This window comes from Nocardia sp. NPDC057272, from assembly GCF_042668615.1.
Lineage (GTDB): Bacteria > Actinomycetota > Actinomycetes > Mycobacteriales > Mycobacteriaceae > Nocardia.
This window is the reverse complement of record NZ_JBHUYK010000011.1, coordinates 146,077-169,262: the sequence shown is the minus strand read 5'-3', so window position 1 is coordinate 169,262 and position 23,186 is coordinate 146,077. Positions and strand designations below refer to the sequence as shown.

Genomic DNA, 23,186 nt, shown 5'->3' with positions numbered 1-23,186 from the left:
GGGGAATGAACCAGGCCGGGTTCCGAATCTGCTTCGGAACCCGGCCTCTCCCATAACGTCGGCGGAACCGACAACGGAGGCACCTGCACCGTCAACGGTCGCCCCGACCACCCGGCCCGCGCCGACGAAGGCTGTGCCCGCAGCTGGCATCGCCTGCGACCCGTCCGTTGACAACTGGGCCATCGATTCTGCAGGTGGCCAACTGAACTGCGCTTACGCGGCCGGCCACAGACCCGATAGGTCCTCTAACAAGGGCTTCAAGGCGATCGCGCCGTTAGTGCAGCACCAATGACGTCCGCTGAATCAGACGGTGTGCATAGTGGTCGAATCGCCCTCCGGACACAATTTTTTTTCACCGCATTACCCCTCTGACCAGCACATATGGCCGTGTGCCACTGGGGACAGCCGAGTCGGGTAAGTCGCAAAACCGCAGGCAGGAGCCCGTGGGGGTTCAAGACGGGTCAATCTGAGAGATCCTTAAGAAGCCGACGACATCAGCGGGTCATGGAACCCTCTACCGCGGAGGCCTTGGGCCGATCGAGTCCACCGCAGGCAACCCTGACCAGGCCACCACTGCCGAAGGTGGACCCACTGCAGAAACCAGGCCTGCCCCAGAACCCTTTGCCGACGCGCGCCACTCTCCGAGACGCCAGCACGGAACCGGCAGAGCTCGAAGTCATCGTCCCGACGAATCCGCCCGACCTCACACCAGCCGCGGCTCGCGCATTGATGCATCGCCTCACCAACTTCGCGAACAGGCCACTAGGTCATGTCTCCCAATAGCTTCAGCCATTCGACCGTAAGGGCCATGACGATCCCAACCCGGTAGGTGCAGGCCAGCTTGTCATAGCGAGTCGCGACACCACGCCAGTGTTTGGCCTTGTTGAACGCCCGCTCGACTACGTTTCGACCCTTGTAGGCATCCGAGTCGAACCCGGGCGGGCGTCCACCGGCACGGCCGCGGCGTTTGCGGTTGGCGACCTGGTCGGAACGCTGCGGGATCACCGCCGTGATCCTCTTGCCTCGCAACAGTTCTCGATTGGCCGCCGACGAATACGCCTTGTCGGCCAGGACCCGATCAGGGTTGCGTAGCGGTGCGCCACCGACCAGTCGCGGAACCGCGATCGCGTCGAGCAACACCGGCATCATCGGGCAGTCACCGGCCTGGCCCGCGGTGATCAACACCGCCAACCCGCGTCCGTTGCCGTCGGTGGCCAGATGAGCTTTAGTCGTCAACCCGCCCCGAGACCGGCCGATCCCGTGATCAGCCGGCTCATAACTCACCATCCGGGCCGGCGACCACACCGTCACCGCGACGGGTGTTGGCGCCGTGTTGATGCACCCGCACGATCGTCGAATCGACCGAGACCACCCAATCGAGATTCCCGGTCGCATCCGCCAACGCGGTCAACGCGACCAGCACCCGATCCCAGGTCCCGTCGGCGGCATAACGGCGGTGACGTTTCCATACCGTCTGCCACGGACCGAAGACCTCGGGCAGGTCCCGCCACGGCATCCCGGTCCGCAACCGGAACAACATCCCCTCCACGACCTGGCGGTTGTTGGAGAAGTTACGGCCCACGCGGCCATCGGATTTCGGTAATAGCAGCTCGAGCAGTTCCCACTGGTTGTCCGTCAGAACCTGATGCCGGCCACCGACAGTCGCTGCCACGGCGAACATGATGCCCGACCTGACGGACTACCGGTCGTGAACCGAAAATCCGATTGGGAGACATGACCTAGGCCGACCCGGGGCGGAGGCGGCTGCTGGTTCATTCGTTGACGTCGCGCCGGTAGATTCGCCCGCGGACGCCGGCCTGCAAGCCCCGATCCGCTGAGCCCATGAAACGATCCACCGGCCCATGTCCATGGGTCGGTGTTCATTGTGGTTGCAGGTGGTAGTCAACCCCGAAGAGATGCGAGGTGTCCGAGGACGGTTGCTTGAACGGGACCTTCGTGCCCGGCGCCGGGTGTCGGTGCCGCCAAATATGCTGTTTGCCATGGTTTCGTTTTCCGCGTTCACCACAGACGTTCGCAAGGATTACCCGCTGTCGACGTTCCTTCGTCATCTTCTCGAGCAGCTGGGACTACATCGAGAGCTACAGCAGATCGGTGAGCTCGCCGAACTGGACGACTTCGCGGCCTTGTTACCTGAAAGGCTGTCTGCTGGCCGTCCAACATCGCCGTCTGTCGGCCAGCCTGAGCCGGGCCCGCGGATCGACGATACTGAGCGGCCAACCAGTTCGGACGGGGAGCACAGCGAGACGATCACTCGCCACCGCATCGTTCTCCCGATCCACGGAGACGAGCGGCTCCTCATGCGCTGGCCCGACCGGGACGACACCGGCCTGGTCCCTGTCGACGCCGACGCGTGGGAGCAGTACTACGACACCCTCATCGAGAATCGGCTGCACAACTACCGGTTTCGAGTCGCGTACGAGACCTGGCTCCTCAGCCCGATGACCGAATCCGGTGAGCGCTGGGCCATGTACGGATATCTGGATCTGACACTGGAGCAGGAACAGCAGGTCCACGACGGCATCCTGAGCTTCCGTCTCGAGGTCGATGAGCGGGTGTCGCTCGCACGGCGGTTCGTGGAGGCGATTGCCAAGCAGACGGCCGACTTCTTCGATGTCGAGGCGCCGGAGGAATTTCGGCGCCTCATCCAGGACAAGCGGCGCAGGCTGACCAACCGCGCCGCAGTCACCGCCGACCTTGGGTTCCCCGCGTCATGGAAGGCGCCCGCACTACAGCTGGATGACGTAAACGTTGCTGACAGCCTGGCCGAGCCCGCGGGCATCGAACTCCCACCTGGCCAGGCTGACGGTGCCGTTGTCCTCACTACCCGGCCGCGTCTGGCGCCGGCCTCGTTCGCGGAGGTGTTGCGGACTATCCGGATCTGGGCAAATTCTGTTGAACGCTACGGTAGGTCGTTCTCGGACCTGACCGAGGATCAGATCAGCGATCTACTCGCCGCCACGTTGAACGCTACCTTGCCGGGTGCTCAGCGAGAGGTCTTCACCCACAGCGGCAAGTCCGACATCTTCATTGAGGCCGACAAGCTCGCGGAGGGCAGTGGTCCAGCAAAGATCTTCATCTGCGAATCCAAGTGGGCCCATGACGACACGATCGTGACCAAAGCCCTCGACCCGCAGCTTTTCGGATACCTCATCACCCACGACACTGCTGCCGTGCTTTTGCTGTTGGTGCCGCAGAAGAATTTCCACCAAGCCGTCGGCAAGCGTCTGGCCGCGTTGAGGAAAGTCGAGGGGTACATCCGCGAATCAGAGGACAACAGCGGCTGGCCTGTACTGGAATACCGACGTGACACCCTCACGGCCCGTGTGTGCGTAGCGACCGTCCACCTCGATCGCACCGGCCGCACCTCCGGAGACCCCACAGTCTCCTCCTAGAGACTCCGGTGGGAGCGCGCCATCGAGGGGCTTCAGGGCTGGGTGTTCGACTAGTTCGAAGTCGCGACAACACCGAAAAAGCGGCGCCGAACGGTCAATGCCGGATCGAATGACCACCGATGCCGATCTCCTCAGTGTGTCCGACGCCGGTGACGGGTGGATGTCGACACAGGCTTGGCCGGTGGCGGGGTCCGTCGATGGGCCTTGTTGTCAGTCGCCGGCTACCGACTAATCAGCCGAACTGAGCTGACGAACGCCGTTCGGCAACGCCCACAAAGTGGCTACCGGACGGCGGGACAGAAGATGGTGCGGAGGAATCGGTTCATGTCTGTGGAGTCGGAACGGGTTGCACCGGTGGATATGTCGAGTTCCACTGCTCGCTCCCAGGTCTCCGCGCCGGACGCGATCTCACGGCAACGGTCAACCATCGTCATTCCTACGGCTTGCAAGATGTCCCGCGGGATCGGCGCGTCGCGTTTGAGGCCGTAGTTGGTACTGCTGGCCACGGTATGCAATTGCTGCAGTAGCTCCTCGGTGACGCCCGCTTCGACAAGATCGGGGTCGAGAGTGAGAACAGGCTCCGCGGTGGTCGTTGGCGTCGTCGGATACTGGAGATTAGTAAATTCAGCCGTTCCGCTGTCATCGGGATTCTCTTCCGAACCGCAGGCGCACAACATCGCGGCCATGACCAAGAAAGCGCCAACCACTCCTCCGTTCCGCATGGCCACTCCTGACCTCAAAGACCACTTCCTCTGAGTATCGGAATTCACTGGAGGGGGTTACGCCCCCTCTCTGGCACGGCCTGAGCGTGCGCTGCGCGGGTGTCCTTCCATCATCGGCGAACGCGGACCCCTGACTGCGCCCTCGGGAACGGTCGCTTAGCACGGGCATGTACGCAGAATCTGCACCCGAACTGCGGGGACACATTTACACCGATCGGGTCCAGATTTTCAGCGGCCGACCCGGAACTGCCATACGCGCCACGCATTTGGGCCCGAGGCCTTCCCTGCTCGGCAGCGAATGTATGTAACCAACGATGATTCCTGACGCCGTCAATGCTATATACTTAGATACGCATATCTACGTTAGACAATATGTCTACTCGTTTCAGTCCCACATGATGCCGAACCGCAGCGTCCAGCCACCAACACACTGAACGGACACACATGATTGCCGTGCCACCGATATCCACCAAAGTTCAGCGCACCACAGAGAACAACGTGCGCACGCCTTCTGGGCCCAAGCCAACATAATCATTCACGCCCTACCCCGAAGGTCTCGCTACCTCAGAATGCACACCCTCCTCGCAGCCGTCGCACACCGTGTGCCCCAACGGGACAGCGGCGTCCTTCGGCGACTACCGGACGTCTTGCTTGTTTCAGCCATGTCCCGTGCCCGGCCGGACCGCCGACGACTCCGCGCTTCTGGTTGCCGATGCACCGCCCGCGACGACACAGTTCTAATTGTCACCCGCGCGATGCCTCACCGGACTCGACCTATTCTGCACTGGTAGGCGCGTTTTCCCTTCGGACAAAGCGAGGCCGACCACGACAAAAAAGTTCGAGCTCTTCGACGACGTCGCGGGCAAGATCGGGTGGCGACCTAAGGGGGCAACGGCGAGATCATCGCCCAGTCGCAGGCGTATGAGTCCAAGGAGTCGGCGAAGAAGTACATCGCCTCGGTGCAGGCCAATGCCGCTGGCGCCACCGTCGTCGACCTCACGACGAAATAGCCGCTCGGCGCACAAATCTGCGGTGAGAATTCGGGAGCCGAGCGATCGGGATAGGTCCGGGAGATGGTTCCCGGCCCTATAGCCGTCAAGGGTGGAGAGTGAGGATCTCGCGTAGGTCGCGCATGGCATGACCGGGGTCGCGCAGACCACGAGGCCTCCTATCCGCGCAACGCCGAACGCCCCGAGCTGGCCAGGTAGGGGCGTTCGGGGCGTTCGTGATTGGGTAATCGGCCGCGCACAGGCTTGATGCAAGCTAATGGTTGACGTTTCAGAGTATAGACAGTTAGCTGCCTGGTTGCTAATTGCTGCAATTCCCCCGCGCGTCGTACTCCGACACGCCGACTACCGGGCAACTTCAAGGCGAGCGTCAACCCATGCACTCACCCAAGTATCGGGAACTCGGAAAGTCTGCGAAACGGTCCTGTAGCCGACACCGGGCGGCCACAACCCATGCCGCATTGCCGCAACGTCAGCCCAAAGGAGAGACGCGAACCCACTGGTAGATCACTTCTGCGGACGATGTCAGCGCGTTCTGCCTGTGACCGTTTTGGTGACCGTTTTGAGCGTGACGAGCGGGTATCCGAGGTGATCTCCGGTGACGGCAGAGGCCCCGCCTCGGATGTCTCCGATGCGGGGCCTCGAACGAAAAGAGCTGCTACGAGCTACTTTTCAAGGACTCGACAGCACTACTTCTGCGCAGCCTTGAACTCGCGACGACGCCGGTGCAGGATCGGCTCGGTGTAGCCGTTGGGCTGCGTGCAGCCTTCCAGGACCAGTTCCTTGGCGGCCTGGAACGCGATGTTGTCATCGAAGTTCGGGGCCAGCGGGCGGTAGGTCTTGTCGTTCGCGTTCTGGCGGTCGACGACCGGGGCCATCCGCTCGAGGCTGGCGATCACGTCGGCCTCGGTGACGATGCCGTGGCGCAGCCAGTTGGCGACCAGCTGGCTCGAGATGCGCAGGGTGGCACGGTCTTCCATCAGGCCGATGTCGTTGATGTCGGGCACCTTGGAGCAGCCGACACCGTGATCGATCCAGCGGACCACGTAGCCCAGGATGCCCTGGGAGTTGTTGTCCAGTTCCTGACGCTTCTCCTCGTCGGTCCAGTCGGTGGACTGGGCCAGCGGGATCTCGAGGATCTGGTCGACGGTGGCGCGCGGGCCGCTCTTGGCGATCTGCGACTGCTGCTTGAACACGTCCACCAGGTGGTAGTGGGTGGCGTGCAGGGTGGCAGCGGTCGGCGAGGGCACCCAGGCAGTGTTGGCGCCGGCCTTGGGGTGGCCGATCTTCTGCTCGAGCATGCCCGCCATCAGGTCGGGCATGGCCCACATGCCCTTGCCGATCTGCGCCTTGCCGGGCAGGCCCTTGGCCAGGCCGGTGTCGACGTTCCAGTCCTCGTAGGAGGTGATCCAGGTCTGGGCCTTCATCTCGGCCTTGCGGACCATCGGCCCGGCCACCATGGAGGTGTGGATCTCGTCGCCGGTGCGGTCGAGGAAGCCGGTGTTGATGAACACCACGCGATCCTTGGCGGCCTCGATCGACGCGGCGAGGTTGACCGTGGTGCGGCGCTCCTCGTCCATGATGCCGACCTTGAGGGTGTTGCGGGTCAGGCCCAGGACATCCTCGATCCGGCCGAACAGCTCGTTGGTGAACGCGGCCTCGTCGGGGCCGTGCATCTTCGGCTTCACGATGTAGACCGAACCGGTGCGCGAGTTGAGGCGGGTGTTGTCACCGTTGAGCGAGTGCACGGCGATCAGCGAGGTGATCAGGCCGTCCATGATGCCCTCGGGCACCTCGTTGCCCTGCGCGTCGATGATCGCGTCGGAGGTCATCAGGTGGCCCACGTTGCGCACGAACAGCAGCGAACGACCGTGCAGCACCAGCTCGGAACCGTCGAGCGCGGTGAACACGCGGTCGGGGTTCATGGTGCGGGTGAAGGTCTTGCCGCCCTTGGAGACTTCCTCGGCCAGGTCGCCCTTCATCAGGCCGAGCCAGTTGCGGTAACAGACGACCTTGTCGTCGGCGTCGACCGCGGCGACCGAGTCCTCGAAGTCCATGATCGTGGTGAGCGCGGACTCCAGGACGATGTCCTTGACACCGGCGGTGTCGGTGGAGCCGATCGGCGAGGTGGCGTCGACCTGGATCTCGATGTGCAGCCCGTTGTGCTTGAGCAGGATCGAGGTCGGGGCCTCGGGATCGCCCAGGTAGCCGACGAGCTGTGACGGGTCGGCCAGGCCGATGTCGGTGCCGTCTTCCAGACCGATCTCGAGCTCGCCGTCGACGATCTTGTAGTACGCCGAGCCCAGGTGCGAACCGGTGATCAGGGTGACCGCGTCGTCGAGGAAGTTGCGGCCCCACTCGATGACCTTGTCGCCGCGCACGCGGTTGTAGCCGCTGCCCTTCTCCGCGCCGTTGGCCTCGGGGATGGCGTCGGTGCCGTAGAGCGCGTCGTAGAGCGAACCCCAGCGCGCGTTGGCGGCGTTGATCGCGAAGCGCGCGTTCATCACCGGCACCACGAGCTGCGGGCCCGCGGTGGTGGCGATCTCGGTGTCGACGTTGCCGGTACCGATCTGGAACGGCGCGGGCTCGGGCCGCAGGTAACCGATCTCGGTCAGGAACTGCTTGTAGGCGGCCTTGTCGTAGCCGGTGCCCGGGTTCTCGCCGTGCCAAGCGTCGAGCTTGCCCTGGAACTCGTCGCGCTCAGCGAGCAGAGCGCGGTTACGCGGGGCGAGGTCGTTGATGATCTGCTCGGCACCGGCCCAGAACGCGGCGGAATCTACGCCGGTACCGGGGAGCGCCTCGTTCTCGATGAAATCGTGAAGAACGCTCGCCACCTGGAGCCCGCCGACCTGAATCCGCTCTGTCATCTACTGCCTCACTTTGGTGAAAACCGGGTGGGAAAAGTCGATGTCATGTTACCCGTGGGTAGAGGTGACACCTCGTGTGGGTTCGAACGCCCTGCGGCCTCCGTCCATTCCGCCACGCCGAGCCACCGAGGTCGGAGGCATGGGCGCGGCGGGTCACCCCTTGATTGTAGGTGCGCGGGCAATTAATGTACTGATCGGAACATTAAGTCGCGTGCCGGACCGAACGGAGGCGCCGTGACCACCGAACCGGTATCGCCCGTGCGCCGTCGCGGTCGCCCCCGCGCCACCGAGCGCGCCGATACCCGCGAGCGGATCCACCACGCCGCACTCGAGCTGTTCGCCGAACGCGGATTCCACGCCACCGGCGTGGCCGAGATCGGCGCGAAAGCCGACGTCCAGCGGGGTGCGCTGTACTACCACATCGGATCCAAGGAAGACCTGCTGTGGGCGATCCTGCGCGACTACACCCGGCTGCTGCTCGCCGATGCCGAACGCATCATCGAGGCCGACGCCGACCCCGTCGAGACTCTGCGCCGGCTGATTCGCAGTCACGTCGAGCTGATCGTCACGCATCGGCGCGCGGTGGCCGTGCACCTGCGCGACGCCGACGCGCTCACCCACGAACACGCGGTCGTCCTCCAGCAACTGCGCGACCGGCTGCAGCGCCACTGGCAAGACGTGATCGACGCGGGCCACGCGGCCGGACAACTGCGCACCGCCGACCACATCGTCACCAACGGCATGCTCGGCATGCTCAATTCCCTCGGCTACTGGTACCGCGAGCGCGGCACCCACTCCCCCGCCGAGATCGCCGACATCCTCACCGACACCGTCCTGTCCGGGCTACGCGCCACGGGCGACAACACGAAAGGCTGACCATGGCTTGGGATTTCGAGACCGATCCGGAGTACCAGCGCAAGCTCGACTGGGTAGCGGAGTTCGTTCGCACCGAGGTGGAGCCCCTGGATCTGCTCTACCCCAATCCCTACGACCGGGCCGACCCCGAGATCCGGGCGCTGATGCGGCCGCTGCAGCAGCAGGTCAAGGATCAGGGCCTGTGGGCCTGCCATCTCGGCCCCGAGCTCGGCGGTCCAGGTTTCGGCCAGCTCAAGCTGGCACTGCTCAACGAAGTGCTCGGCACCTCGATGTGGGCGCCGCTCGTCTTCGGTTGTCAGGCACCGGATTCCGGCAACGCCGAGATCCTGGCGCACTTCGGCACCGAGGAGCAGAAGGCGAAGTACCTGCAGCCGTTGCTCGACGGCGAGATCGGCTCCTGCTACGCGATGACCGAGCCCACCGGCGGCTCGGACCCGACCGCGTTCCGCACCACCGCGGTGCGCGACGGTGACGAGTGGGTCATCAACGGCGAGAAGTGGTTCAACTCCGCCGCCGAATTCGCCACCTTCCACATCGTGATGGTCGTGACCGACCCCGAAGCCGAACCGCACCAGCGGTTGTCGATGTTCATCGTGCCCGCCGATGCGCCCGGGCTCGAGCTGGTGCGCAACTTCACCGTGCCGGGGTTCAGCGAACACGAAGGGCATCTGCGATTCACCGATGTCCGGGTGCCCGCCGATCATCTGCTCGGCGCGGAGGGCGCGGGGTTCATCGTCGCGCAGACCCGGCTCGGCGGCGGACGCGTGCACCACGCGATGCGCACGGTCGCGTTGGTGCGCAAGGCCTTCGACATGATGTGCGAGCGCGCGGTGTCGCGCCCGGCCCGCAAAGGTGTCGTCGGCGGCTTCCAGATGACCCAGGAACGCATCGCCGACAGCTGGATCCAGATGGAGCAGTTCCGCCTGCTGGTCCTGCGCACCGCGTGGCGCATCGACCAGGCGCAGGACTACCGCGCCGTCCGCAAGGACATCGCCGCCATCAAGATCGCCATGCCGACCGTCATGAACGACATCGCCCGCCGCGCACTGCATCTACACGGCGCGATGGGCGTGAGCACCGACCTGCCCTTCCTCGACATGACCACCTACGCCGAGGTCATGGCCATCGCCGACGGCCCGACCGAGGTGCACAAGATCACTCTGGCCAAGGAAGTGCTCAAGAACTACGCGCCGGGAGACCCGGTGTATCCGAGTGGCTACCGGCCGGCACTGCGCGAACAAGCCCGCGATCTGGTGGCGCGCAGGCTCGAACACGAGGTCGGCAACCACTGAAGGTCCCCGATCGCGGGGTAGGCACGAACTAGCCTGCCTCGCATGGGTGGTGTCAGCAATCCCGGGGACAACGGCACGCAACGATCACCTGCCGGGACCGAGGACGAAGCGGTCCCGGCACATCCGGTCGCCGGGCGTCGTTCGGTCAACAAGCCGGTGTTCCTCATCGCGGCGGGCACCGTGCTCGCGTTCGGGATCTGGGCACTGGCCTCACCGTCGAGCGCCGAGACCATCGTCGGCGAGGTCAAGACCTTCACCACCACCTGGTTCGGCTGGTGGTACTTCGTGCTCGCCACGGCCATCCTCGGCCTGGTCGTTTTCCTCGGCGCCAGCCGGTACGGCCGCTACCGGCTGGGGCCGGAGGAGTCACGGCCGGAATACAGCCTGTTCTCCTGGACATCGATGCTGTTCGCGGCGGGTATCGGCATCGACCTGATGTTCTTCTCGGTCGCCGAGCCCGTCTACAACTACCTGCATCCCCCGCTCGGCGAGCCGGGCACCAACGAAACGGCCCGCAACGCGGTGGCCTGGACGATCTTCCACTACGGCATCACCGGCTGGGCGATGTACGCGCTGATGGGCGGCGCACTCGCCTATTTCGCGTTCCGGCACAACCTGCCCCTGACGATCCGGGCCGCGCTCTATCCGATCTTCGGCAAGCGCGTACACGGCCGGTGGGGCGACGCGATCGACGTGGCCGCGGTGCTGGGCACCATCTTCGGCATCGCCACCTCGCTCGGCATCGGCATCGTCCAGCTCAACTACGGTCTGCACCAGCTGTTCGGGATCCCGCAGGGCAAAGCCGCCCAGATCGGGCTGATCGCACTGTCGGTCGCCATCACCACGATCTCGGCGACCACCGGTGTCGACAAGGGCATCCGGCGATTGTCCGAACTCAATGTCATCATGGCGATCGCGTTGCTGGTCTACATCCTGGTGACCGGTCACACCGACTTCCTGCTCAACGGTTTGGCCCAGAATGCGGGCGACTACCTCTCGACCTTCCCCGACCGGACCCTCGACACCTTCGCCTGGGAGCGCAATCCCGAGACGGCGAACGCGCCGTCGACCTGGCTGGACAGCTGGACGCTGTTCTTCTGGGCGTGGTGGGTGGCCTGGGCGCCGTTCGTCGGCCTGTTCCTCGCGCGCATCTCGCGCGGACGCACGCTGCGCCAGTTCATCTTCGGCGTGCTGGTCGTGCCGTTCAGCTTCACCCTGATGTGGATCTCGATCTTCGGCAACAGCGCGCTCGAGGTCGCCAGGGACGACCGAGCCTTCGCCGAGAAGACCGCGGACCGAGCCGAACTCGGCTTCTACTCGCTGCTGGAGAAATATCCCGGCGCGACACTGTTGCTCGGCGTCGCGACCATCACCGGGCTGCTCTTCTATGTGACCACCGCCGATTCGGGGTCGCTGGTCATGGGCAATTTCACCTCGAAGCTGCCTGATCCGATGGCCGACTGCGCCACCGGAACCCGCATCTTCTGGTCGGCCGCGATCGGCGTGCTCACCCTGTCGATGCTGTTCGCGGGTGCGGGTGGGTCCATCACGACCCTGCAGAACGCCACCATCATCATGGGGCTGCCGTTCTCGTTCGTGTTGGCGCTGATCGGCATCGCGCTGCTGCGCGCCGTGCACAGCGAGTCGTTCAAACTCGACAGCTACCGCACCTCGCTGCCCAAAGCTTTCGCCGCAGGCCGTGGACCGGCCGAACTCAGCAGTTGGCGTCGCCGGTTGCTCTCGACCGTCAACTACCCGGGTGCCGCGGCCACCCGCAAATTCATCAGCGGCACCGTCGATCCGGCGATGCACGATGTCGCCGCGGAGTTCGAGCACATGGGTATGACGGCGACCATCGACGATTCCCAGTCCAACGAGGGTCTGCCGTCGCCGCGTCTGCTGGTCGATCAGGCCAGTGAGCCCCGGTTCGAGTACGGCATCTGGCCGGTTTCGGCGCCGGCCCCGACCTATGCCGTGCTCGCGCAACGGTCCGGAGACCGCTACTTCCGCTGCGAGGTCTACCTGGCCGAGGGATCGCAGGGCTACTCGCTCAACGGCTACAGCCGCGAGCAGATCATCGGCGACATTCTCGACCAGTACGAACGCCACCTCGGCTATCTGCACCTGCGCCGCGCGGCGAGCGATCACCACGAGCCCGACTCCGGCGACGTCGACAGCACCGACCGCGAACTGTGAAGGGATCCAGCATGAGCGACACTCTCTATATCGACGGTTCCTGGCGACCGTCAGCGTCCGGGCAGACGCGCGAGATCCGCTGCCCGGCAGACGATTCCCTCGTCGGGGTCGTCGCCGAGGCAGGCCGGGACGACACGGTCGCCGCGATCACCGCGGCCCGCCGCGCCTTCGACGAAGGCCCGTGGCGCCGCACCGGCGCCGCCGAGCGCGGCGACCTGCTGCTGCGGGTCGCCGACGCGATCGACGCGCGACGAGACGAGTTCGCGCGCGCCGAAACCCTCGACACCGGCAAGCGCCCCTACGAGTCCGACATCGACATGTCCGACATCGCGAACTGCTTCCGGTATTTCGGCAAACTCGCCGCCGACGACGCGGGCCGGGTCGTCGACGCGGGTTCCCCTGACATCGATTCCCGCATCGTCTATGAACCGGTCGGTGTCTGCGGGTTGATCACGCCGTGGAACTACCCGCTGTTGCAGGCGGCCTGGAAAGTCGCTCCGGCGTTGGCGGCAGGCAATACGTTCGTTCTCAAGCCGGCCGAACTGACTCCCCACACCGCGATTCTGCTGATGTCGGTGCTCGATGACCTCGGCGTGCCTGCCGGGGTGGCCAACCTCGTGCTCGGCGCGGGCGCCACCGCGGGTGCGCCGCTGTCCGAACATCCCGATGTCGACCTGGTCTCGTTCACCGGCGGGCTCGCCACCGGCAAGATCATCGCGCGCGAGGCGGCCGCCACGGTCAAGAAGGTGGCGCTCGAGCTGGGCGGCAAGAACCCGAATGTCGTCTTCGCCGACGCCTGCGACACCGACGAACGGCTGGCCGCGAGCGTCGACAACGCACTGAACGCGGCGTTCCTGCACTCCGGTCAAGTGTGTTCGGCGGGCGCGCGCCTGGTCGTCGAGGAATCGGCACACGACCGTTTCGTCGACGAGCTGGTGCGCCGCGCCGAGCAGATCCGGCTCGGCTTGCCCTTCGCCGAGGGGACCGAAACCGGGCCGCTGATCTCGGCCGCCCACCGCGACAAGGTGAACGCCTATGTCGAGCAGGCCCGCGCCGAGGGTGCCGTCATCCGCACCGGTGGCGCGTTCGCCACCGGTGACCGGGGCTCCGGGAACCTCGACAACGGATGGTTCTACCTGCCGACCGTCATCGACGGCGCCACCCGCGCGATGGCGTGCGTGCACGACGAGGCGTTCGGGCCCACCGTGACCGTGGAGACCTTCACCACCGAAGACGAGGCCGTCGCCATCGCCAACGACACCGAATACGGGCTCGCGGGCGCGGTGTGGTCCGGTGACGCCGCACGCGCCCGCCGCGTCGCCGCCCGGCTGCGGCACGGCACGGTGTGGGTCAACGACTTCGGGCCGTACCTGCCGCAGGCCGAGTGGGGTGGTTTCGGCCGCTCGGGTGTCGGGCGCGAGCTCGGTCCCTCCGGGCTGCACGAGTATCGCGAGGCCAAGCACGTCTACGAGAATCTCCGGCCGGGCGTCACCGGCTGGTTCGCCGATCGGGAGGAACAGCGGTGACCACATACGATTACGTGATCGTCGGCGGCGGTTCCGCGGGAGCGGCCGTCGCGGCACGGCTGTCGGAGGACCCGTCGGTGACGGTCTGCTTGCTCGAGGCGGGCCCCTCCGATGTCGACGACCCGGCCGTCCTGCGACTCGACCGCTGGATGGAACTGCTGGAATCGGGCTACGACTGGGACTACCCGATCGAGCCGCAGGAGAACGGCAATTCGTTCATGCGCCACGCCCGCGCCAAGGTGCTCGGTGGTTGCTCCTCGCACAACAGCTGCATCGCGTTCTGGGCTCCGCGCGAGGACCTGGATTCCTGGGAGCGCGAGCACGGCGCCACCGGGTGGGGTGCGGACTCGGTGTATCGGCTGTATCCGCGGATCGAGACCAACGACGCCCCCGGCGAGCATCACGGCCGCGGCGGCCCGGTGCACATCATGACGGTGCCGCCGAACGATCCGTGCGGTGTGGCCTTGCTCGACGCCTGCGAGGCGGTCGGTATCCCGCGCGCCGAGTTCAACGCGGGACGCACAGTCGTCAACGGGGCCAACTTCTTTCAGATCAACCGGCGCACCGACGGGACGCGCTCGTCGTCGTCGGTCAGCTATCTGCACCCTCATCTCGACCGGCCGAACCTCACCATCCGCACCGGCGCGTGGGCCAAGAAGATCGTGATCGAGAACGGGCGGGCGGTCGGGGTCGACATCACCGACAACGCGTTCGGCCGCACCACCCGGATCACGGCCAACCGTGAGGTGATCGTCTCCGCCGGCGCCATCGACTCACCGAAGCTGCTCATGCTCTCGGGCATCGGGCCGACGGTTCACCTGCGCGAGAACGGCATCGAGGTGATCGTCGACTCGCCCGGTGTCGGCGCGAACCTGCAGGACCACCCGGAGGGCGTGATCGGTTTCGAGACGACGCGACCGATGGTGGACAGCTCCACCCAGTGGTGGGAAGCGGGCATCTTCACCCCGACCGAGGACGGACTCGACCGGCCGGACCTGATGATGCACTACGGCAGCGTGCCGTTCGACATGCACACACTGCGGCAGGGGTATCCGACCGCCGAGAACACCTTCTGTCTGACACCGAACGTCACCCATGCCCGCTCGCGCGGCACGGTGCGATTGCGCTCGCGCGATTTCCGGGACAAGCCGAAGGTGGACCCGCGCTACTTCACCGACCCCGAGGGTCACGATATGCGCGTGATGATCGCCGGTCTGCGCAAGGCGCGCGAGATCGCCGCGACCGCACCGCTGTCGGACTGGGTGGCGCGTGAGCTGTATCCGGGGCCGGACGCGCAGACCGACGCCGAGCTGGCCGACTACGTCCGCCGGACCCACAACACCGTCTATCACCCGGTGGGCACGGTCCGCATGGGCGCGGTCGACGACCCGATGAGTCCCCTCGACCCCGAGCTGCGGGTCAAGGGCGTCGAAGGTCTGCGGGTCGCCGACGCGTCGGTGTTCCCCGCGCACACCACGGTCAACCCGAACATCACGGTGATGCTCGTCGGCGAACGCTGCGCCGAACTCGTCGCCGCCGATCGGGCGTAGGTCAGCCGAGGACCGGGGCCCGCCTCCGCGCAACAGAACGCGTGGACCGGCGGGCTCTCAGTCCACTCGTCGCACGGCCGTGGTCTCGGCCGTGACCTCTGTTCCGGACTGACTGCGGGGGTGTAGCGCGGCGAGGGGTCGGCCGTCGTGGTCCACGAGCGCCGAACGGGGCTCGTGGTCGGTGAAGGCGTGCCTTTCGCCCCATTGACGCAGCGCGACGATGGTCGTGAACAGCTCCTGCCCGGCACCGGTCAGCTCGTAGACGTGCCGTTTGCCGCTCGGAGTGGCGCTGGTGGTGAGGATGCCGTCCTCGACGAGGCGGCGCAGACGGTCGGCGAGGATGTTGCGCGCGATCCCGAGCCGCTGCCGGAACTCGGTGAACGACGCCGGTCCGTCCATGGCGTCTCGCACGATGAGCAGGCTCCACCGGTCCCCGACCAGGTCGACCGTGCGAGCGACCGGGCAGGTCGGGTCGGTCCATGCGCGGTCGGAGCCGGGCGCTGGTGCCATGAGCCACCTCCTGATGGGTTGCAATTCGAAACCATTATTGCCTACGGTGAGAATTGGTTTCATTTTGCTACTCTTTGGAGGTCTGGTGGCGGCAGGAGTCACGCGAGCACAGCGATGGGTGCTGGCGACGGTGTGCGCCGCGGCGGTGTCCACGATCTACGCGATCCAGCCGGTCCTTGCCGTCGCCGGTGCCGAGCTCGGTGTGTCACCGGAGTCGTCGGGCGTGCTGATCGCCGCCGGGCAGATCGGCTACTTCGCCGGGCTGATCCTGCTGGTGCCACTCGGCGATCTGCTGAACCGACGTCGGCTCATCGGCGGGCTGCTGGCACTCACCTCGATCGGGGCCGCGATCACGGCCGCCGCGCCCAGCGGTGGGGTCGCGGTGGCCGGACTCGCATTCGCCGGAGTGTTCGCGGTCGTGGTGCAGGTGACAGTCGCCTATGTCGCCGCTGTTTCCGCGCCCAGTGAGCGTGGCCGCAACATCGGTGCGGTGACTTCGGGTGTCGTGATCGGGATCCTCGGCGTGCGGGTGGTCGCGGGGCTGCTGGGCGACACGCTCGGCTGGCGTGCGGTGTATGCCCTGCTGGCCGTGCTGTGCGCGGGGCTCGCGGTCGTCACCCGAGCAGGTCTGGACCCGGACATCAGAGCCTCGCGTGATCGATACACCCAGATTCTGCGGTCGATGCGACATCTCGTCACCACGGATCGACTGTTCCTGAGCCGGGGCCTGATCGCCTTCTTCGTCTTCGCGTCCTTCGGCTCGCTCTGGAGCGGCCTCGCGCTCCCGCTCGGTGCGCGACCTTGGAACTTCGGCACGACCGAGATCGGACTGTTCGGGCTGGTGGGACTCGCGGGAGCCCTCGGCGCCGGCCGCGCGGGCCGGTGGGCCGATGCCGGTCACGCGCAGCGGATCACCGGGTGGTCGCTGGCGCTGCTCGCTGCGTCCTGGCTACTCATCGCGCAAGCCGGGTCATCCCTGGCGCTGCTCGTCGTCGGTGTCGTGGTGCTCGACTTCGCCGTCCAAGCCGTGCACGTGAGCAGCCAGCATCTACTGACCACCGCATACCCTGACCGCGCCGGCAGCGTCATCGGCGCGTACATGACCTTCTACTCGATGGGCTCGGCTCTCGGCGCGGTCACCACGACCTGGGCGTACATCACGTGGGGATGGGGGGCCGCCAGCTTGTTCGGCGCCCTCTACGCCTCGGCGGGGTTCGCCGTGTGGGGGTCTGCCCGACTCTCGGGCAGCTCACGCGCTGACGTCACCGTGCCGAACTCACGCCGGTCGCCGGTGGGATGCGCCCCGAAATAAATCAGCCGACATTTCGGACACGGTATGCCACCATGATTTCACGCAGGTGATTCGCAGCGGGCGAGGAACCGACGAGCAGCATCGAGAGGAGGAGACGGCCGTGAAACAGCAAGCGCCACAGCGAGAATCGGGCAAGACCTATCGCCGCGCGAATTCGGTCCATCGCGCGATGCGCCTGGATATCGATGGCTCAGGCCGTCTCCTGACCGCGGCCTGACCGGTCCGTGCACCTCCGCTCCTGACGTTCACTCCTCTCGAAACATGGTGATTCCCATGCTGATTCGTCATGCCGTCGACCCGACGGCGCCCGCTTCCGACACCTGGATACACACGAGGGTGCTCGTGCTGAATGCCAGCTACGAGGCTCTCGACGAGATCACCGCCGATCGGGCCGTGACCCTGCTGCTCAGCGGCGCCGCCGAGACCGTGATCGAGCGGGCACCGCGGTTCCCGATCCGCTCGCAGCATCTGGTCATCGCGTTGCCCGAGACGATCCGGCTGGTGCGCTACGTCTACCTGGCGCACCTCACGCCGATCGGTGACGACAGCCGCGCCACCCTGGCCGGGGTGTTGCGTCGCGACAAGCACCGGTGCGGCTACTGCGCGGATTGGGCGCACACCGTCGACCACATCCGCCCCCGCAGCCGGGGCGGACCGAACACCTGGAGCAATCTCGTCGCCTGTTGCGCACCGTGCAATGCAGGCAAGGCCGACCGCACCCCGGAAGAGGCGGGGATGCGGCTGCTGTGGGAGCCCAAGGCTCCCGACCCGCTCGCTCGCAAGCAGCGCCGGATCTGGAAGGAGTACGCGCCGTGACCACCACCGACCTCGCACTGACCGAACTGCTGACCCTGTCCGATTCGGGGCAATGGCACCGCGCCGCCTGCCGTGGTGACCCCAACCACGAGGCGTGGTTTCCCTACCCGTCGCAGGACTTCGACTACGCCCGCAAGATCTGCGCCGGGTGCCCGTTGCTCGCGGGGTGCGCCGAGTACGCGGCACAGACCGGTCAGTCCGGGGTGTGGGGTGGTCGTGAATTCGATCGCGGCCGCGTGATTCGCGCGTGACCGGCCGAGCCGGGTGTCCGCTGTGACACCCGGCTCTGCGCATCCAGCACGCACTGCATGGTTGCACGCACTGCCTCGACCGAGCCCGACCACTCGTGCCGCATGCTGTGACCTGCGGCGATGCGCACCGGTATGCGCTGTGCTGCGGTTGCGCGCGGTGTCCTTAAACTTGCCGCGTGGGTACGCATCGCAACGGGACCAGTTCTCGAAGTATCAGCAAGGGTCCGGTTATCGCGGCATCGGCAATCGTGCTGGTGATCGTCGCCGTCGTCGCCTGGGTCCAGCTCAGTGATCGTGCCGCGACCACCGATGTCGCGGCCGCCGCCGAGTGCGTCGAGGGGGCCTCACAGCTCGACGTCACCGTCGATCCGGCGATCTCGGGCCCGGTGCGTGCCGCGGCCGACCGGTTCAACGCGACCAAGCCTCGGGTGCGTGACCACTGCGCGCAGGTGAAGGTGTCGGCCCGCCCGTCGAGCGCGCTGGTCGCCGGTCTCGCCGACACCACGAAATGGGATCCGGGTCTCGGTCCGCAGCCGGGGCTGTGGATCGCCGATTCGAGCCGGTCGATCGAGCTGGTTCGGGTGCCAGGTCTGATCGAGGGCACGCCCGCCTCGATCGCCACCAGCCCGATCGTGCTCGCCGTGCCCGATGCCCTGCGTCAAGCGCTCGAACAGCACCAGATCTCCTGGGCCGACCTGCCACGACTGCAGCAGGGCTCACTCGACGAGGTCGGTCTGTCCGGCTGGGGTGGGCTGCACATGGCACTGCCCGCCGGTGACGCCACGACCGCCGCCGCCGCGTCCATCGGCGCGGCGATCTCGGGGACCGAACCGTTGACCGAGCAGGCCGCCAAGTCGGGTCAGGTCGTCGCCGCGATCTCCGGGCTCGCCGCCGGCGCGCAGGCACCAGCCGATCTGATGACCGCCATGTCGGAGATCAGCGCGAATCCCCTCGATGACGATGTGCACGCGGTCGCCGCGACCCAGCAGCAGCTCGGCACCGGCGGTCTCACCGCGTTCCGGCCGGTCGGCAGCGCGCCGCTGGCCGATTATCCCGCCGCACTGGTGTCGGGTCCGTGGGTCGACAAGACCCAGAATCTGATCGCGTCACGATTCATCGACTTCCTGCGGGCACCGGAGCAGGCGGGTGCGCTCGCCGCCGAGGGCTTCGGGCCCGCCATCGGGTCGGCACCGGCGATTCCGCCGCGCGCGGCACTGGAGAAGGTGCAGACGACGCTGGCCAACCCGGTGCTCGGGGTGAACGCGACGGTCCTGCTCGACGTATCGTCGTCGATGGGTACCGCCGAGGGCTCGACCACCCGGCTGTCGAACGCGATTGCCGCGGTCGCCTCCACACTGCAGGTGATGCCGCCCGACTTCGGGCTCGGCCTGTGGACGTTCGGCAAGAACCTCGACGGCACCACCCCGTACAAGGTGCAGGCGGCCACCGAGCTGCTCACCGACTCCCAGCGCAACGCGGTCGGCTCGGCGGTCACCGCCGTGAAACCGAGCCAGCTCACCGCGGATCAGGCATACCCGAGCCTGCTCGCCGCCTACCGCGCCGCGGTGGCCGGTTACTCCCCCGGCCGCACGAATTCGATTCTGCTGATCACCGACGGTCCCGACGACGATTCGACGCTGACCGGTACCGCGCTGGTCGACGAGATCACCGCGGCGGCCAAGTCGGGCAAGCCCATTCGCATCGACATCGTCGTGGTCGGCGGCCAGGGCACCCAGACCCTGCAGACCCTCGCCGACCAGACCGGCGGCACCTACACCCGCATGCCGGCGAGCAACGACCTCGGCTTCGGCACCGCGGTCGTCAAGGCGCTGACCACGCCCTAGGTCACCGGCACGGACGCCGTTACAGACAAACCCGCACCAGCGCACCGGATTCCATCGCTACCCAGAGGTCCCCGGCAGCGTCGACGGTGAGTCCGTGTGGTTCGGCGCCCGGTAGGTCGAGATGCGTGATCGTGCCGTCGGTGGTGATCCGGCCGAGACGGCAGCTCGCCCACTCGGTGAACCACAGCGCACCGTCGGGGCCCGCCACGATCGCGTGCGGGCGGGCCTCGGTCGCCGGGAGCGCGAATTCGGCGATGGTGCCGTCGAGGTCGATGCGCCCGATCGCACCCGCGCCGATTTCGGTGAACCACAGTGCGTCGTCGGGGCCCGCGGTGATGCCGACCGGCGCGGCCGCGGCCGTGGGGATCGGGTGGACGCGCAGCGTGAGGTCGGCGTCGACGCGGGCGATCGCGTTGCCCTGGTTCACCGTGAGCCACAGCGCTCCATCGGGCCCGGGTGTGATCATCGAGGGCATGCCGTCGACCTCGACGCGGCTGAGGTGGCCGTCCGCGGTCAGTCGCCCGACCCGCCCCGCCTGTAATTCGGTGAACCAGAGCGCACCGTCCGGCCCGACGCACGCACCGTAGGGACCTTCCATGGACTTGCTCGTCACCGCACCGTCGACGGTGATCCGCCCGAGCCGACCACCTTGGAACTCGGTGAACCACAGGTCATTGTCGGAACCGGCGACGATCACCGTCGGTTGCCCGTCGGACTGCTCGAGCGGATAGGACCGCACGATCCCCTCCGCGCAACGTCCGATCACCCCCTGCGTCACCAGCGTGAACCACAGCGCCCCGTCGGGCCCGACGGTGATCCCGTACGGGGCGCCGGGCACGTCGATCACTTGCACGATCTCAGCCAAAGTCCTCAATTCCCTTCTGTGTTCCGCGGAAACGACGGCGCAGCGCCCGGTCGTGCGACACCACGACCACCGCACCCCGATACTCGCTCAGCGCGCGTTCGACTTCCTCGACCACGGTGAGCGACAGGTGGTTGGTCGGCTCGTCCAACAGCAGCAGGTCGTGTTCACCGGCGAGCACACGGGCCAGCGCGAGCCTGCGCCGCTGACCTTCCGAGAGGGTACCGACCTCACGATCGAGCAGTTCGGGAGCGAACAGCCCGGTCGCGAGCAGTAGTTCGCGCCCGAATCCGTAAGTGTCGGTGACACTTCGGGCCGGATCGAAGCGCTCGTCCTGGCGCAGGTAGCCGACGCGTCCCGGTGCTGTCGCGTGGATCGCGTCGAGCAGTGTCGATTTGCCCGAACCGTTGGGTCCGTGGATCAGCAGCCGCTCGCGCGGGCCGAGCGTCAGGCCGCCGAGGTAGAACTCCACGCCGGTCCCTGCCGTGAATCGGCCGCGGAACCGCAACGGTTCGGGCGGTCGCGGCACCGGATCCTCGCGCAGCCGGCGCAAGCGCTCGGCCGTATTGCGCACCCGCGACGCGACCGAACTCTGCACCCGCCCGGCATTGCGGTCGTAGGCCATCTTGTTGTTGTCGGTCATCGCGCGACCCGGCGCGACCCGCTGGGCAGTGCTCGTGGCGAACTCCTCGAGCCGCCCGATCTCGCTGCGCCACTGCGCATATGCCTGTTCCCAGCGCATGCGCGCGGCCGCCTTCGCCGTCAGGAATCCGGTGTAGCCGCCGCCGAAGCGGGTCAACGCGCCGTCGGCGACCTCGAGCACCGCGGTGACCACCCGATCGAGGAAGATCCGGTCGTGCGAGACCAGCACGACCGTGCCCTGATGGGTGCGCAGGCGGTGTTCCAGCCAGGTCAGCGCGGCGTCGTCGAGGTGGTTGGTCGGTTCGTCGAGCAGGAGCACCTCCGGCGAGGCAGCGAGCAGGCAGGCCAGCCCGAGGCGGGCCCGTTCTCCGCCGGACAGGCTGTCTAGCGGGCGGTCACGGCCGATACCCGCGACTCCGAGTCCGTGCATCGACGCGTCCACCCTGGCGTCGGCGGCGTAGCCGTCGCGCGCCTCGAAACGGGCGAGCAACACGCCGTAGCGGTCCATGTCCTGTGCTTCGGCGGCGGCTTGCATGCCCGCCTCGAGTTCGCGCAGTTCGGCCAGCGCCAGTTCGATGGCCGCACCGACTGTGTCGCCGGGCAGTGTTTGCGCGAGGTGACCGATCCCGCCCTCGGCGGTGACGGTGATCGTGCCCGCGTCGGGTCGGGCGATCCCGGCGAGCAGGTGGAGCAGGGTCGATTTGCCTGCGCCGTTCTCGCCGACGATGCCGACGCGTTCACCGGGCCGGATCGAGGCCGAGACGGTGTCGAGCACGGGCCGGTCCGCATAGGACTTCGATACTCCGCGCAGGGACAGTTGAGTGGTCAAACAATGCTCCAATCGCAACTCGTGTAGCTTTAACCTACAAAACCGCGACAGCTAACGCAACAGGAGTTGTTTTTGGAACCGCAACGACGTCCCGGCGGACGCAGCGCCCGAGTCAGGGAAGCCGTTCTCGACGCGACGACCGACGAACTCGCCGAGCGGGGCTACCAGGGCCTGAGCGTGGAAGCCGTCGCCGCACGAGCCGGGGTACACAAGACCACCGTCTATCGGCGCTGGCGCGGCCCGGAGGGGCTCGTGGCCGACGCGCTCGAACGCGCCTCGCAACAGCCATGGCCGATCCCCGACACGGGCACCCTCACCGGCGATCTCCGCGGCCTGACCGAGTTGCTCCGGCAGGGCTTCACCGAACCCGAATCAGGTTCGGTGGCAACGGCTTTCATCACCGCGGGGATGCAACATCCCGAGGCCGCCGACGCGCTGCGCGACTTCTACGCGGCACGGCACCGCGAGGCGGCGGCGATCGTGGCACGGGCGGTCGCGCGCGGTGAGGTCGCCCCGGAGGTCGACGCCGCCGAGATCATCCGGCTCGCAGTCGCACCGCTGTTCCACCGGCTGTTCATCACCCACGAACCCGTCACCGCCGACCAGGCGCGCCGAGCCGCCGACGTGGCCGCCGCGCTGGCGAGAACACCGATCGGCACCTGAATCAGCCC

General features: G+C 66.8%; 18 protein-coding genes. 12 read left to right on the top strand and 6 right to left on the bottom strand.

Annotated features, from left to right (window positions below; translation table 11 throughout):
* Positions 1-762: 762 nt before the first annotated feature.
* Positions 763-1,681, bottom strand: a protein-coding gene (locus ACFULV_RS17560; protein WP_378657801.1) for an IS5 family transposase whose coding sequence is annotated in 2 segments (ribosomal slippage) — positions 763-1,296 and positions 1,298-1,681 — 918 coding nt in all. Because the reading frame shifts where the segments join, the coding sequence is not laid out codon by codon here.
* Positions 1,682-2,000: 319 nt separating this feature from the next.
* On the opposite strand from ACFULV_RS17560, the gene ACFULV_RS17555 reads away from it, so the two are divergent.
* Entirely contained in the window at positions 2,001-3,413 is a 1,413-nt protein-coding gene (locus tag ACFULV_RS17555; RefSeq protein ID WP_378657798.1) for a hypothetical protein, read from the top strand.
* A 281-nt stretch (positions 3,414-3,694) separates the two neighbouring features.
* On the opposite strand, the gene ACFULV_RS17550 is transcribed toward ACFULV_RS17555, so the two are convergent.
* A complete protein-coding gene (locus ACFULV_RS17550) occupies positions 3,695-4,135 on the bottom strand; it encodes a hypothetical protein (RefSeq protein WP_378657797.1) in 441 nt (146 codons plus the stop codon).
* A gap of 899 nt (positions 4,136-5,034) precedes the next feature.
* On the opposite strand from ACFULV_RS17550, the gene ACFULV_RS17545 reads away from it, so the two are divergent.
* The gene (locus tag ACFULV_RS17545; RefSeq protein ID WP_378657911.1) at positions 5,035-5,145 is read left to right on the top strand and encodes a YegP family protein; all 111 of its coding nucleotides are present in this window, start codon (positions 5,035-5,037) and stop codon (positions 5,143-5,145) included.
* Between the two features lie 686 nt (positions 5,146-5,831).
* On the opposite strand, the gene ACFULV_RS17540 is transcribed toward ACFULV_RS17545, so the two are convergent.
* Positions 5,832-8,009 (bottom strand): malate synthase G, encoded by a 2,178-nt coding sequence (locus ACFULV_RS17540; RefSeq protein WP_378657794.1) that lies wholly within the window; start codon positions 8,007-8,009, stop codon positions 5,832-5,834.
* 234 nt (positions 8,010-8,243) lie between these two features.
* Between ACFULV_RS17540 and ACFULV_RS17535 the strand changes: the two genes are divergently transcribed.
* From ACFULV_RS17535 to ACFULV_RS17515, 5 genes are read left to right on the top strand one after another with little or no spacing between them, the layout of a single operon-like run.
* On the top strand, positions 8,244-8,885 hold the full coding sequence (locus ACFULV_RS17535) for a TetR/AcrR family transcriptional regulator (RefSeq protein WP_378657792.1): 642 nt from the start codon (positions 8,244-8,246) through the stop codon (positions 8,883-8,885).
* Between the two features lie 2 nt (positions 8,886-8,887).
* On the top strand, positions 8,888-10,177 hold the full coding sequence (locus ACFULV_RS17530; protein ID WP_378657790.1) for an acyl-CoA dehydrogenase family protein: 1,290 nt from the start codon (positions 8,888-8,890) through the stop codon (positions 10,175-10,177).
* Between the two features lie 42 nt (positions 10,178-10,219).
* Positions 10,220-12,373, top strand: coding sequence for a choline BCCT transporter BetT (gene betT / locus ACFULV_RS17525; RefSeq protein ID WP_378657787.1), 2,154 nt, complete (start codon positions 10,220-10,222; stop codon positions 12,371-12,373).
* 11 nt (positions 12,374-12,384) lie between these two features.
* A complete protein-coding gene (locus ACFULV_RS17520) occupies positions 12,385-13,899 on the top strand; it encodes an aldehyde dehydrogenase family protein (protein ID WP_378657785.1) in 1,515 nt (504 codons plus the stop codon).
* Positions 13,896-15,449: a GMC family oxidoreductase gene (locus ACFULV_RS17515; RefSeq protein ID WP_378657782.1), complete on the top strand. Its 1,554-nt coding sequence runs from the start codon at positions 13,896-13,898 to the stop codon at positions 15,447-15,449. The genes ACFULV_RS17520 and ACFULV_RS17515 overlap by 4 nt, the downstream gene beginning before the upstream one ends.
* Positions 15,450-15,506: 57 nt before the next feature.
* Here the strand turns inward: ACFULV_RS17515 and ACFULV_RS17510 are convergent, their stop codons facing one another.
* Positions 15,507-15,959 carry a winged helix-turn-helix transcriptional regulator gene (locus ACFULV_RS17510; protein WP_378657780.1) on the bottom strand — a complete coding sequence of 151 codons (453 nt, stop codon included), beginning with the start codon at positions 15,957-15,959 and terminating at the stop codon, positions 15,507-15,509.
* Between the two features lie 85 nt (positions 15,960-16,044).
* Between ACFULV_RS17510 and ACFULV_RS17505 the strand changes: the two genes are divergently transcribed.
* From ACFULV_RS17505 to ACFULV_RS17490, 4 genes are all read left to right on the top strand, one after another.
* Entirely contained in the window at positions 16,045-17,271 is a 1,227-nt protein-coding gene (locus ACFULV_RS17505) for an MFS transporter (RefSeq protein ID WP_378657778.1), read from the top strand.
* Between the two features lie 273 nt (positions 17,272-17,544).
* A complete protein-coding gene (locus tag ACFULV_RS17500; protein WP_378657775.1) occupies positions 17,545-18,087 on the top strand; it encodes an HNH endonuclease in 543 nt (180 codons plus the stop codon).
* Complete coding sequence (locus tag ACFULV_RS17495) at positions 18,084-18,338, top strand: WhiB family transcriptional regulator (protein ID WP_378631224.1); 255 nt, start codon at positions 18,084-18,086, stop codon at positions 18,336-18,338. Before ACFULV_RS17500 ends, ACFULV_RS17495 begins: the two co-directional genes overlap by 4 nt.
* A 176-nt stretch (positions 18,339-18,514) precedes the next feature.
* Positions 18,515-20,182, top strand: a complete 1,668-nt coding sequence (locus ACFULV_RS17490) for a VWA domain-containing protein (RefSeq protein WP_378657773.1) — start codon at positions 18,515-18,517, stop codon at positions 20,180-20,182.
* A 19-nt stretch (positions 20,183-20,201) separates the two neighbouring features.
* On the opposite strand, the gene ACFULV_RS17485 is transcribed toward ACFULV_RS17490, so the two are convergent.
* Positions 20,202-21,047 (bottom strand): virginiamycin B lyase, encoded by an 846-nt coding sequence (locus ACFULV_RS17485; RefSeq protein WP_378657770.1) that lies wholly within the window; start codon positions 21,045-21,047, stop codon positions 20,202-20,204.
* Entirely contained in the window at positions 21,040-22,527 is a 1,488-nt protein-coding gene (locus ACFULV_RS17480) for an ABC-F family ATP-binding cassette domain-containing protein (protein ID WP_378657767.1), read from the bottom strand. Before ACFULV_RS17480 ends, ACFULV_RS17485 begins: the two co-directional genes overlap by 8 nt.
* A 60-nt stretch (positions 22,528-22,587) precedes the next feature.
* Between ACFULV_RS17480 and ACFULV_RS17475 the strand changes: the two genes are divergently transcribed.
* Complete coding sequence (locus ACFULV_RS17475) at positions 22,588-23,178, top strand: TetR/AcrR family transcriptional regulator (RefSeq protein WP_378657764.1); 591 nt, start codon at positions 22,588-22,590, stop codon at positions 23,176-23,178.
* Positions 23,179-23,186 lie beyond the last annotated feature (8 nt).